The following is a 13,333-nucleotide window of genomic DNA, read 5'->3' as shown; positions in this document are numbered from 1 at the left end:
GCTACTGAAGCGACGCTACTGGCGTTCCTCGCGAAGCTTCGACCGGAGGTGGGCCGGCGAGACCGGAATCTGGTCTGCGGGCGCGTCGACCTCGAGCGGTTCCAGCGCGGCGTTGATCGAGGTGGCGATGCTCGCGGGCGCGTCGATCATCCCCCCTTCACCGACGCCTTTCGCCCCGGTGACGGTGAACGGCGACGGCGTCACGGTGTGTTCCATCTCGATCTCCGGCACGTTCTCGATCGAGGGGAGCAGGTAGTCGAACAGCGTGATCGCCTGGGGCTGGCCGTTCTCCTCGTAGCCGAACTCCTCGAGTAAGGCCGCGCCGACGCCCTGGGCGATCCCGCCGTGGGCTTGCCCTTCGACGATCATCGGGTTGAGCATCGTGCCGCAGTCGCGGACGGTGTAGAACTTGAGAATGTCGACCTCGCCGGTGTTGACGTCGACCTCGACGATCGGCGCGTTCGCGCCGAAGGCGGCGGTCGGGTAGACCGGCAGCTTCTGGGAAAAGGCGTCGTCGAACTCTTCGAAGTCGGTCGCGGGGTGGTCGTAGTTGTAGCTCACGTGGGTCCGTCGTTTCTCGCCCTCAGCGTCGATCGCAGCCAGCTCGGTGAGAGAGAGCGTGTCGCTCCCGTCTGCTCGCTCGACCTGGCCGTCGCGGTAGGCGACCTCGTCGGTCGAGACCTCCCAGTGGTCGGCCGCGACCGCCTCGAGGGCCTCGATCAGCGCCTCGGCGACGCCGACGGTCGCTCCCGAGAGCATGACGGCCATCCGCGAGGCCGCACTGCCGTACTCGGTCGGCGCGTCGACGCTGTCGAGGTAGTCGACCTCGATGTCGCTCGGGAGGAGCTCGAGTTCGTCCGCGAGCAGCTGTGAGACGAGCGTCTGGTGGCCCTGCCCGGAGGAATCCGTCGCCAGGTAGGCGCGAACGGTGCCGTCTTCCCGGAGCTGTGCGCGCAGGTGCTCGGGTAACTCGTCGACGTCGTCGCGGGGACGGTCCGCGAGCGCCTCGCGGTCGGATCGCTGTCGGTCGGTCCAGTCCGAACCGCTGACGCCGGGTTCGATGATGACGCTGGGCTGGACGCCGCGGTACTTCCCTTCCTCGCGCTTCGCCGCGACGACCTCGGGGTCGAGGAGGCCGCCGTCGCGTTCGTCCTCGATGATCTCCTCGATGCGATCGAGCGTCGCCGGGTAGTCACCCGAGTCGTAGAGGTTCTTCGACGGCAGGGTGTAGGGCTGCTGGTCGGGCTCGATCAGGTTTTGCCGACGGAACTCGGTGGGATCCATCCCGAGTTCGCGGGCCGCCTGGTCGACGATCATCTCGAGGGCGTAGATGTGGGGGTCGACGCCGAAGCCGCGGTAGGCGGTCTGGGAGGTCTTGTTCGTCAGCACGAGGTCGTACTCGTAGACGGCGTCCTCGATCACGTAGGAGTTCGTCAGCACCGACAGGGGTTTGAGCACCTGGTTGATCGGGTATCGCGGGAACGCGCCGAAGTCGTCGACGAACCAGACGTCGAGCCCGCACATCGTTCCGTCGTCGTCGACGGCCAGGCGCATCCGGTACTCACGATCGGAGCAGTGCATGTCCCCGCCCTGGAGGTTCTCGATCCGGTCTTCTTCGAACTTCACGGGCCGGTCGAGTGCCTTGCTCGCCATCGCGGCCAGACAGCAGTAGCGGTGGATCGCGATCTTCGTCCCGTAGCTGCCGCCGACGTCCGCCGGAACGTTCACCCGCACGTCGTCGGCGTCGTAGCCGAGCGTCTCGTAGATCGTGTCGTCGACGAGCGTGTGCAGCTGGATGTTGCAGTCGATGTCGAAGGAGTCGGTGTCGTCGTCGTACTGTGCGACGACCCCTGCGGTCTCGAGGGGCACCCCCGAGATGCGCCCCCAGGAGAACTCGCCTTCGACGACGTGGTCGGCCTCCTCGAAGGCGGCCTCGGGGTCACCGAACTCGAGGCGCTCGTGGTCGACGACGTTCGTCCCGACCGACTCGTGGACGACGACCTCGTCTTCCCGGGCCGCTAGCCCGTCGGCGACGGCGTCTTTCGGGTCGTAGGTGACGTCGACCAGGTCGGCGATGTCCTCGGCGACGTACCGGTTCGTCGCGATGACGGCGGCGACCGGTTCGCCGACGAACCGCACGGTGTCGGCGGCCAGCGACCACTCCTCGATCGTCCCCTCCGTGCCGTCGTCGGTGGTGACCGTCTCGATGCCGGTCGGCATCGGGTTGTACTCCGCCCGGAGGTCCTCGCCGGTGAGCACGAGCTCACACTCTGGGTGGGCTTCGGCCTCGCTCGTGTCGATCTCGACGACGTCGGCGTGGGCGTGCATGCTCCGCACGAGCGCCATGTGCAGGCAGTTCTCCGGCGTGATGTCGTGGATGTACTCGGCTCGCCCGGTCAGGATCCGGTGGTCCTCGACGCGAGGGAGCCCCTGGCCGGTGAACGACTCGCGCTCGGTCTCGGCGGTGACGTCGGCGTCGGTCTCGGTCGGCTGTGATCGTGACATGGTCACTCCTCCATCCGCTCTGCGGCGCGTTCGACCGCCTCGTAGATGTTCTGATAGCCGGTGCAGCGACAGATGTTGTCGGCGAGTCCGGTCTCGATCTCCTCGCGGCTGGGATCGGGGTTCTCCTCGAGGAGTTCCTTCGCCGCCATGACGAAGCCGCTCGTGCAGAATCCACACTGGAGCGCGTGCGTCTCGTGGAACGCCTCCTGGATCGGATGGAGCGAGCCGTCCTCGGCTGCGAGCCCCTCGACAGTTTCGATCTCTGCGCCGTCGGCCTGCACCGCGTAGGAGAGACAGCTCTTCACCGTTCGGCCGTCCTGCTGGACGGTGCAGGCGCCACAGACGCCGTGTTCGCAGCCGACGCGAACGCCGTGTTGATCACACTCATAGCGGAGAAAGTCCGAGAGCTTCAGTCGAGGTTCGACCGCCGCAGTCACGTCGGTGCCGTTGACGGTGATCGTGATCTCCTCGGTCACGGGTCCGTCGTCGCTCCCTGTGCTATCTGTACTCATGAGGATGCGTAGAACATGGCTGGAGGAGCGTATAAATATTGTGTTAGGTGACCGATCGGCCGGCCGCTTCGAGTTACACTCAAGTACCCCGGGGTGAGTGTAAGCGTATGGTCGAAGAGACTGCAGACCTTCGAGTGGTCAATGCGCGAGTCATTACCCAGCACGGAACGATCAGCGGCGGCGTCGCAGCGAGAGACGGCGTCATCGTCGCCGTCGGCGACGAATCGAACCTTCCCGAGGCCGCAGAGGAGATCGACGCCGAGGGGAACTACCTGATTCCCGGCTTCATCGACCCCCACGTCCACTGGGGGCTCTCGCGATACGAGTTCGAGTACCACGAAGGACTCGAGCACGACTTCGAGACCGAGACGCGCGGAGCGGTCCACGGCGGCGTAACCTCCGTCGTGAACTTCCTCCTGCAGAAAGAGCGGTACCTGCCGGACATGGACTTCTTCAAACGCGCGGGCGAGGAAAACTCCTACATCGACTTCGCGTATCACGCGATCGTCCACCAGGACCACCACATCGAGGAGATCGAGGGGCTTGCCGAGGAGGGGATCCGCTCGTACAAGGTCTTCTTCAACTGGTACAAGCACGCCTCCCCGGAACTCGGCATCGATCACTCCGACGCCGGCCGGACGTACAAGGTGCTCAATCGCGTCGCCGACATCCCTGGCGGCGTCGTGATGTTCCACGCCGAGAACGAGGACCTTGCGATCGAGCGCCGCAAGGAGCTCCAGGCCGAGGGCCGAAACGACCTGCAGGCGTGGTCGGAGTCGGCGCCGAACATCTGTGAGGCCATGCAGATCGAGCAGATCGGCCGGCTCACCGAGTACACCGACTCGCGGGCGTACATCGTCCACATGAGCACGGGCGAGGGCGTCGACATCTGTGAACGCTTCCAGAAGAAAGGTGTCAACCTGCACGCGGAGACGCTGCCCGCGTTCCTCAGCCATACCTACGAGCGGGACGACCTTGGCGTCTGGGGGAAGATCTCGCCGCCGCTCCGCGGCGAGGCGAGCAAAAAACGGCTCTGGGAGGGGCTTCGAACGGGCGTCGTCGACACCGTCGGCACCGACCACTGTCCGCACAAGATCGAGTTCAAGGAGAAAGGCGAGGGCAAACACGGCGACATCTGGGAGGCGATTCCGGGCGACAGCAACGGCATCGAGTACTTCCTGCCCGTGATGATGAGCGAAGGCGTGAACAAGAATCGCCTGAGTATGGAGCGCGTCGTCGAGGTCTGTTCGACCAACAACGCGAAACGCTTCGGCCTCTATCCCCGCAAGGGCGTCATCGCCGAGGGGTCGGACGCCGACATGGTCATCGTCGACCTCGAGAAGAGCGCCGTCGTCGACGACGACTTCTACCACACGATGGAGCCGCGGTACTCGACGTTCCACGGCCAGGAGCTGACGGGACTGCCGACGCACACCATCGTCGGCGGCGAGGTCGTCGTCGAGGACGGCGAACTCCTCGTCGAGCCCGGCGACCGGAACTACCTGGGACGCGGCCCGGAAGGCGTCGACCTCGAGTAACGACGACCGCACTCGCCCGTCGATAGCGGTCGACCCATCCCGTTACGGCCGTCCGTCGCATTCCGAACCGAACAGCGCGGTGTTTTTCCCAGCGGCTGTCACCCGAACGGCGTCGCCGACTCGAGCCGTCCGACTCGAGCGAGCAGAGTGCCACGAGCCAATCGAGACACTAGTTATCAACCACCACATAGTGTCCCACGATGCTGAACGTCAGACACCGACTAGAAATTTTGGAATCAGTTACTTCAACCTACAGACGAGGATCGACAACGGCCAACCGCACCGTGGAGGCAGTATTATGCCCATTCGGGCACTTTCGCGCCCAAAATACGTTTCTCGACGACGCTCTCCAGTCCGAACGTCGTCCCACGATACTGAACACTTATACTGCTTCGGGGTATACCGAGACTCAATGACGAAGCCACAGTCGGGCGGAATCCAGGCGATCGACCGAACGTTCGAGATCGTCGAAGCCCTGAACGAACTCGAGGGTGCAGGCGTCTCGGAACTGGCGAGGTACGTCGAGTTACCGAAGAGCACAGTGTACAATCACCTCGCCACGCTCGAGCGGACGGGGTACGTGGTTCGTCGTGACGGCGAGTACCGAACCGGGTTGAAGTTCCTCGAGGCCGGCGAGCTCGCCCGCGATCAACACAAGCTGTACACGATCGGCCGCTCCGAGGTCGACAAGCTCGCCGAAAAAACCGGCGAGATCTCCGGGCTCATGACCGAAGAACACGGGACGGGCGTCGTCATCTACCGTAGTCGAGGGTCGGAGGCGGCGCTCATCGACACCCACATCGGCGACCGGATTCCGCTCCACTGCACGGCCCTGGGGAAGGCCATCCTGGCGTTCCTGCCCGAATCGCAGTGTTCGTCGATCGTCGACGACGGCGATCTGGAGACGTTCACTCCCAGTACGATCACGGACCCGACGACGCTCCACGACGAACTCGAGGACGTCAGAGCGAACAAAATCGCCTTCGACGACGAGGAGCGTCTGAACGGGCTGCGAAGCGTCGCCGCACCGATCCTCGACGGTTCGGGCTCCGTAATCGGCGCCATCAGCGTCGCCGGCCCGACCCACCGGATGCGAGGTGAGCGCTTCCGCACCGAGTTCCCGGAACTCGCACTCGGCGTGGCTAACGTGATCGAACTGAACCTCCAACACTCCTGAACGTCCCACGATGTGGGACGGATGCGGCCATATTCGCGCCACTCGGTCGACGAACGCGCCCAATCGAATCAACAGCGACGCTAGAATTACAGCCATACGGTTGTAATTTAGATGCGTATACGCGGGACGTTCGAAGAGTGAACGCACCGATCGGATCACTCGAACGATCGAGATGCGTTCCGACGAAACTCGTTCCAGCAGCGTGGTTGTACCCACCGACTTAAGACTATAATACAAATATCACTTCCACGTTAGTGTCTCTTTTATGGTGATTAGGTAGTCCATTCGAAGGACCTGGCTCCGAACTCGAGACGCACTCGAGCGGGTCCGACGCGATGGCACGGCTGGCGACCCGGATCGAGGCCGACGAGAGTCCCACGACGGAAGGAGACGCTCCCTGCTCGAGAGAGTCGGCGATGGGTGAGCGAACGGCAGCTGTGGAGTCGACAGATCGGCAATTCGACCCAGCTATTCGGCCGGTCAGGGCTGGAATCGAGTCGAGAACTGCGTCGAACAGCCACCTCTGCTGGAATCTTCGAGCGTGACCGGCTACCCGGATGATCTCGCAGTCGGAGCAGGTAGTGAGTGTGAACTCCTGCAGTAGTACCAGACTAGCAAATAGTAAATATTCTAAATAGTAGTTGCTCGAGCTCGGACAGCGACGAGCGGTCGCTCACGAATCGGGAGGTGATCGGCCAGCGCCGCCTGGAAGGCTCCGCCGACGGTCGAGGACATCGAGTTCAGTGGACACACCGCCGTTCGTCGAGGCCGAGGCTGGCTGCTCGGCTGTGACCGGTGTAACTCGTTTCAACGAGCACTATAGCTGTGGAGGTCGGAGTGCCGATCAGACTGCGTCTAGCAGGGCCAGCGGTCCGTCGGGGACGACCTGGACGTCGAACGCCCGGTCTTCGAGACCCTCGGGTGGCTCGAGGTAGCCGACCGCGTACGCCGTCGCGACCGTTCCGCGCTCGAGGGTGGCCTCGAAGGAGAAGACGGTCGTCTCCGGATCGCCTGCGGGACGCACGTCGACCGTGTACGTGCCGGCCGGGAGCGATACGTAGTCGGTCGCCTGACCGAAGGAGACGTTCTCGATGATCGGCGTCTCGCCGTCGTTGACGTAGATGTCGACCGCCGGAGCATCGGGCGAGGCGTGGACGAGTCGGACGAGTACCGCGCTCGCGTCGACGAGCACGAGCGGCCGGAACGTCTCCGCGCCGAGTTCGCCGATCGCCGCGACGGTGTAAAACGCCCGGCCGAACCAGACGTCGCCCTCGAAGGCGACCGTGTCGGGGTCGCCAGCGGCCGTGATCGTCACCGTGTACGTTCCCGGTTCGATCTCGAGATAGGGCGAGACCTCCTCGTAGGCGAACTCCGAGAGGACGAGCTCGCCGTCGAGGTAGACGTCCACGTCGGGCGCGTCGGGCGAGAAGTGCGCGACTCTGACGGCCGACTCCGGAATCCGGTCGAGTGCGTCCTCGTACTCGTCGCGTTCGTCGGGAACGTCTTTCGGCTCCCGTTCGTCGTCTTCGTACTCACCGGTCGCCAGTACGGTGCTACTCATCGCAGCCAACCCGCCGGCTGCACCCAGCGCCTTGAGCGTCGATCGCCGTGATGGGGGCATGATACGCCTGCATCAGCGAGCCCCGGACTGAAAAACCGGTCAGTCAGTTCGGCTGGTTGTCGATTCATTTCTTCGAGCGTCCGCTCCGTATGGACGGCATGCGGTGAGAAACGCGTTGCTAGCCACGACCGTCTCGGCGCGTGATCAAAACTCGAAACGCCGGCGACGAAGCCGATATCGGCAGCGTACGATCTCGTAGGGGCAGCCGAACGCGACCTGACGAGGTCACTCGAGTCGATCGAGGACGGCGTCTCGCTCGTAGGTGAGCGAGAGCGATCGCGACCGGCCACGCCCGTCGATCTCGGCGTACTCGGCCTCGATGAGGCCGAGCTGGTCGAGCTTGTTGACGAGTTCGGAGTACCGGGTGTAGCCGAGGTCGGTCTCCTCGGCGAACACCTCGTAGATGTCGCCGGCTTGCTCGCCATCGTGTTCGGCGACGACCCGGAGGAGGGTTCGTTCGTTCTCGCTCAGCGCGGAGAGACTCCGCGAGAGGTTGACGTACTTCGAGGTCTCGTAGGCTTTCTCGACGTCTTTGCGTTCGACGACGCGGCTCGCGCGCATCTCGGCGTTCAGCCCCGCCCGGCGCAGCAGGTCGATCCCAACCCGGAGGTCGCCGCTCTCGGCCGTCAGGTCGGCGACGTACTCGAGGGTCGACCGCGAGATGACGCCGTCGTGGAAGCCGCGCTCGACCCGCTCGGCGAGTATGTCGACGACCTCCGGGCTGTCGTACACCGGGAAGTAGACGTCCTCGGGTCTGAAGACGCTCTGGACGCGCGTGTCGAGTTCGTCGATGACCTCGAGGGTCGGATCGGAGGAGACGACGATGACGCCGATCTTCGCACCGGGATACTCCTCGTGAGCTCGCAACAGCGAGTAGAGCGTGTCGGAAGCCTCGTTCTCGTAGAAGAGGTAGTTGACGTCGTCGAGGGCGACGACGAGCACCCGATCCTCGTCGACGAGTTTCTCGGCGATCTGGCCGAACAGCTTCTTAAAGGAGATGCCAGAGGAGGGTGGTTCGTAGTCGAACGTCCCCTCGAACAGCCGCGAGAACACCGAGTAGCGCGTCGCGTTGACCTGGCAGTTGACGCGGATCGTGCGAACGTCGCTCGTCTGCGCACCGATTTCGTCGAACAGTTTCTGGATGGAGGTCGTCTTGCCAGTCCCGGGCGGCCCCCGAATCAACACGTTGAGCGGCCGCGATCCGCGAACCGCCGGCCGGAGCGCGTAGGTGAGACTCTCCACCTGCGTCTCGCGATGTTTGAACGTCTCGGGGACGAAATCGATCTCGAAGACGTGTTCGTTCCGGAACACGGATTCGTCCCACGACAACATCCCCTCCTCGGGGTCGTCGACCATCACTTTCACCACGCTCACGCAACGTCTTAAGCGTTCGGTAAGTGCTACCACGCGCGTACGGAGCCTCGGTGGCGCCACGCTCCCGGCGGCCAATTGTGTCACAACCATACGTGTTAATACCAAGCAGCCAGCTCATAGAGTAATAGATGCCTCCGGAGCCCGCAGCCGACGTGCCCGACTTTCTCGTCGACCGATTCGAGGACAGTTCATCCGAAACGCTCCGTAGCACGGCACGGTACGCGCGAGGCGAGACACATCACAGACCCAGAACCGCGCCCGATGGCACGCTCGAGGCGTTCGCAATGCAAGACGAGGAGACGCTCGAGTCTCTCGCAGCGTACCTCGAGGCGGTGGCCGACTATCTCGACCAGCACGGTCTCGAGTCACTCGCCGCAGCGGCGGAGTCGGACGACGACAGCGAGGAGTGGGGTCGAAAAAAGCTCAAAGAGTGGCACGGGCTCTGATCGGGTGGTGTGACGATGTGCCGCTGATCGCTCGCGACGGGGTCGACAATCGGTGGCACGTGGCGACAACGGGCCCGACGAGAGACGGACTGACGGTCACGCGAACTTCTCGAGTAAAGCGTCGTAGAATTCGTCGCCGTGTTCGTCGGCCAGTTTCTCGACGATGAGCTCGGGCGTCGAGCGCGCTAAGCGATTTTTCACCGGCGAGCGCTCGACGACGAGCTTACCGTTTTCGAGCCCGACGGCCTCGATGCCGTCGACCGTCACGTCGAAGCCAGCCATCTCGCGGATCTCGCCCGCCAGGTGGGAGACGAACACCGCCGTCGCGCCGTTCGCCTCGAGCGCCTCGAGGATGCCAGCGATGATCTTCGCCGACGCGCCGGGTTCGGTGATGCTCTCGAGTTCGTCCACCAGCACGAGCGAGCCGTCCCCGCCCGCGGCGAGGTCGGCGAACTGCCGGACGGTCGTCTCGAACGCCCCGGCGTCGAGGGTTCCCTGGCTCTTGGCGTGGTAGTGCAGATCGTCGAACCGTTCGATCCGGACCGACTCGGCCGGGACGGGCAGCCCCATGTGCGCGAGCACGACCACGCTCGCCACGAGATCGAGCGTCGAGGTCTTCCCGCCGCTGTTGACCCCCGAGAGCAACGCGACGCCCGACACCGCGTAGTCGACCGGGTCGATCTCCTCGAGCGGTTCCTCGAGCAGCGGTGACCGCCCGCCACGAATCTCGAAGCCGAATCCCTCCTCGTCGACGACTGTCGGCATCGTACAGCCGAAGTCGCGGGCGAACCGGGTGATCGCGTACTCGACGTCGAGCTCTAAGGCCTCCCTGACGAGCCGTTCGGCCCCCTCTCGCTGGGCCGCGAGGTCGGCCCCCAGTTCGCGCTTGAGCCGGGCGGCCCGTCGTTCTCGCGCCGCCGTCAGCTCCTCGCGCAGCCGCGAGATCGCGTCCTCGTCGCGCTCGACCGGGAACGTCGGCTCGTCGCGGAAGGCCCGCCGGGCGAGTTCCGCTTCCCCGGGATCGAGGTCGAGCGCGTCGATCAGGTGCTCGCGGGCGGCGTCGACCGCCACAGCGTACTCGTCGGCGAGCTCACGGGAGAGCAGCGAGTCGACGCCCGCCCCGCGCTCGACCAGCGAGAGCAGGTCCGCGCCCTCGATGGTGACGTCCTGCTCGCGGATCGCCTCCCGCAGCCGGTCGTTCGCGACGCGCTCGGCCGTCCCCGCGGCCGCGTCGAGGTCGTCGACCGCCGTCGTGAGGCGATCGAGCTCCTCGTCGCCCGCGACCGTCCCGTCGGGGCCGAGGCGTTCGAGTCCCGCCTCGAGCGCCTCGAGGTCGCAGTCGGCCTCGAGCCCCGCCGCACGGTGGACCGCGGCGGCCGCGCGAAGCGACTCCCGATTGCGGGCGAAAAAGGCCAGCGGGCGCTCGGGGACGATCTCCGCCGGGTGCTCGAGGGCATCGGGTCGAACCTGGACGTCACCCTCGACGTCGACGCCGGCGAACGACTCGTCCAGCGCGATCACGGTCGCGTAGCCGCGGGCGAGCTCCGCGAGGTCGCGGGCGTCTTCGACCACCTCCACGGAGAGCTCGGGAATCGCCTCTCGCGCCTCGCTGTACCGTTCGGCGTCCGTCGTCGCCAGGCAGCGATCCCTGACGCGCACGTCGCCCGCGTCGTCGAGCGGCTCGACGCCCGACAGCGCCTCGAGGACGTCCGGCTGCGGATCGTGCTCGAGGGCCTCCCGGGCAAAGGCCTGTACCTCCTCGATGCGCGACCGGCGAGCACTCGGGTACAGCGTCTCGAGTCGGCAGGCGGCGTAGCGGGTGACCGTCCGCTCCTCGAGCAACTCGAGGACCGCGCGGTAGACCTCCCGCGCGCGGTCGGTCGCGAGGAAGCCCCCGGGATCGTCGTGCTCCCGCCGGATCGCCCCGCGCGCGATCCGCGCGGCCCGTCCCTGCGTGAGTCCCGGTGCCTCCGCGAGCGTCGCCACGTCCCCCGTCCGGAGGGCGCGCTCGGGATCGTCGAGGTCGGCGAGTGCGCGGGCGGTCTTCTCGCCGACGCCCGGAATCGACTCGAGGTCCATCGACTGGCGCATTCCGTCGAGACGAGAAAAAGCTCCCGCCCGCGGTGTGTCAATTGCTACCAACTGGTTTTTCCAGAAGGCCACGCGGTGTCCTCCTCACACAGGGGGTTGAGCGCCGGAGGCGCGACGAATACCGGTTCGGGACTGATCGAAGCGCTCGACGAACTCGAGCGAAACGGCTGGGAGAACCGCTCGTCGACGATCACGACAACGCGACGGCACTGATGACTGCCGTTCTCGATCCCGACGACGACGCCGATCCCGCACAGTTATTCGAAACCCGGACGGTCGGTGCGAACCCACTGGTAACCGACACGAGCGGTGACGGCCTCTCGGATGAAGCGGAACGCGAGCTCGGAACGGATCCGCGGACCACGGATACGACCGATGATGGCATCGCCGACGCCGACGCGCTCAGCCTCGACAGTGAGGATCCGACGGTGTTCACCACGACGCCGCCAGACGCGAGGCTGGTCGACTATCAGCAGTGGTCCGAACTCCCGAGCGCCACCTGGGACCCCGGCCTCGAGTTCCCCGACGTCGACGGCCCAAAGTGGTACTTCCAGTACACGTTCGTCGTCGAGGACGAGGCCGGCGTCGCCGAGTACGAAGTCGTACGCGAGGGGACGACGATCGCCAGCGGGCATCCCTACGACACGCACCACTTCGACACCGCGACCTACGAGTCGCTCTGGGAAGGATCGATGACGGCCCTGCGCGGATCGGAGTCGACCATCTACGTCGAGGACGTCCACGAAAACGGACAGCAGCAACTCCTCTACGCCCAGACGTCGTTCTACGGCGAACTCACTGCATACGGCTTCCCAGCACAAGATGCCGGCCAGCTCTCCGGATTCACCCACGGCGCGTCCGAGCTGCCAGAGTTCGTCCACCTGGTCGTCACCGAACCGGTCGAAACGTACGAGGCGTTCGAGGCGTTCCTCGAGGAGGTCGACGACGAGCTCCTCGCGGAGCTGATCGCGAACATGCCCGAGAGCGTCCGCGAGCAACAGCGCCTCGATAATCCCTACACCGACGGGAGCGAGCCCTGTGACGCGGGCGATACTCGATGTGCGGAGTACGCGCAGGGCTGGTACGAGGGCTACGTCGCCCACTTCGCGGCGTCGATGGCCTACGGTGGGACGATCACGAAGGGCGTCTCCGAGTCGACTGGCCTCGCGAACCGACTCGAGACGGCCCGACACGGACTGGACGACGTGACGCCGACGCTACGAATCAGTGACGGGACGAAAACGGGCCAGGTGACCCACCGACTCGTCGCCGACGGCGGGAGCCCGGATATCGACGCTCCAGCCGTGACTCGACACCTCCGTGAAGATCACGGCTTCGAGACAGCCGGCGGAGTCAACGGTGCCCTCGACACTATCACCGAACTTCGTCACGTCGGTGACCTCACCTCGAGCGAGCAGGCCGCACTCGCGGCACGCCTCTCGAAAAGCTCGGACCCGAGCGCGGCACGGGCGTTCGTCGATGACTTGGACGACGTGGGCGACGTTCGAGTTCTCCTCGATCAGGACCAGACGACAGTAAACCGGCTCGTCGACTGGCATGCGAATCCGGGTTCGTATCGACACATCGATCCGGATCTCGAGGCGAGTGACTTCGTTCACGTCTCGAGACATGGTGAGATTCCTGAGACACAATTGATTGTTAAGAGGTCGGACACAGACCAAGTTCGATGGCTCGAAGAGGGTACCTTGGACGAAGGATGGACACATATTACAAATCGTCATGTCACTGGAAGTCAACTCTCTGACGATGACATAACGTCATTATTCCCGACTGGAAAATCAGTTCAGGGTCGTGAGTTGCCGGATACACTTACAACACCTGAAGTACAAGACCTTGTGTACGACTCGATCAAATATGGAAAACATTCCGGTGGTAGTGGAAATAGACGGGAGTACATGTTGCAGCCAGCAACTGAAGGATACCCTGAGTCAGGAATCAGTCAAATGAGAGTCGTCGTGAAGGAAGATGGTGCAGTGAAAACAGCGTTCCCTGAAAAAGGCTCTGCTGTTACGAAATGGCATCCTGATCACGGTTGGATCCAATAATAC

At 64.5% G+C, this 13,333-nt stretch carries 9 protein-coding genes; 4 read left to right on the top strand and 5 right to left on the bottom strand.

The features are described from left to right. Nucleotides 1–15: 15 nt before the first annotated feature. Both NMQ09_RS18720 and NMQ09_RS18715 read right to left on the bottom strand, forming a co-directional pair. Nucleotides 16–2,505: a xanthine dehydrogenase family protein molybdopterin-binding subunit gene (locus NMQ09_RS18720; RefSeq protein ID WP_255192087.1), complete on the bottom strand. Its 2,490-nt coding sequence runs from the start codon at nt 2,503–2,505 to the stop codon at nt 16–18. Nucleotides 2,506–2,507: 2 nt separating this feature from the next. Next, on the bottom strand, nt 2,508–3,017 hold the full coding sequence (locus NMQ09_RS18715) for a (2Fe-2S)-binding protein (RefSeq protein ID WP_255192086.1): 510 nt from the start codon (nt 3,015–3,017) through the stop codon (nt 2,508–2,510). A gap of 107 nt (nt 3,018–3,124) precedes the next feature. On the opposite strand from NMQ09_RS18715, the gene NMQ09_RS18710 reads away from it, so the two are divergent. After that, nucleotides 3,125–4,555 (top strand): dihydroorotase, encoded by a 1,431-nt coding sequence (locus tag NMQ09_RS18710; RefSeq protein WP_255192085.1) that lies wholly within the window; start codon nt 3,125–3,127, stop codon nt 4,553–4,555. A gap of 412 nt (nt 4,556–4,967) precedes the next feature. Next, on the top strand, nt 4,968–5,732 hold the full coding sequence (locus tag NMQ09_RS18705; RefSeq protein WP_255192084.1) for an IclR family transcriptional regulator: 765 nt from the start codon (nt 4,968–4,970) through the stop codon (nt 5,730–5,732). Nucleotides 5,733–6,576: 844 nt separating this feature from the next. Here the strand turns inward: NMQ09_RS18705 and NMQ09_RS18700 are convergent. Then, entirely contained in the window at nt 6,577–7,353 is a 777-nt protein-coding gene (locus NMQ09_RS18700; RefSeq protein WP_255192083.1) for a DUF4397 domain-containing protein, read from the bottom strand. A gap of 225 nt (nt 7,354–7,578) precedes the next feature. Next, entirely contained in the window at nt 7,579–8,709 is a 1,131-nt protein-coding gene (locus NMQ09_RS18695; RefSeq protein WP_255192082.1) for an ORC1-type DNA replication protein, read from the bottom strand. A gap of 146 nt (nt 8,710–8,855) precedes the next feature. Between NMQ09_RS18695 and NMQ09_RS18690 the strand changes: the two genes are divergently transcribed. Beyond that, entirely contained in the window at nt 8,856–9,173 is a 318-nt protein-coding gene (locus NMQ09_RS18690) for a hypothetical protein (RefSeq protein ID WP_255192081.1), read from the top strand. A 96-nt stretch (nt 9,174–9,269) separates the two neighbouring features. Here NMQ09_RS18690 and NMQ09_RS18685 read toward each other — a convergent pair whose 3' ends face one another. Further along, the gene (locus tag NMQ09_RS18685) at nt 9,270–11,252 is read right to left on the bottom strand and encodes a MutS-related protein (RefSeq protein ID WP_255192080.1); all 1,983 of its coding nucleotides are present in this window, start codon (nt 11,250–11,252) and stop codon (nt 9,270–9,272) included. 224 nt (nt 11,253–11,476) lie between these two features. Between NMQ09_RS18685 and NMQ09_RS18680 the strand changes: the two genes are divergently transcribed. Continuing rightward, entirely contained in the window at nt 11,477–13,330 is a 1,854-nt protein-coding gene (locus tag NMQ09_RS18680) for a hypothetical protein (protein WP_255192079.1), read from the top strand. Nucleotides 13,331–13,333 lie beyond the last annotated feature (3 nt).

This window comes from Natronobeatus ordinarius, assembly GCF_024362485.1.
Lineage (GTDB): Archaea > Halobacteriota > Halobacteria > Halobacteriales > Natrialbaceae > Natronobeatus > Natronobeatus ordinarius.
This window is presented reverse-complemented; position numbering and strand designations above follow the sequence as displayed.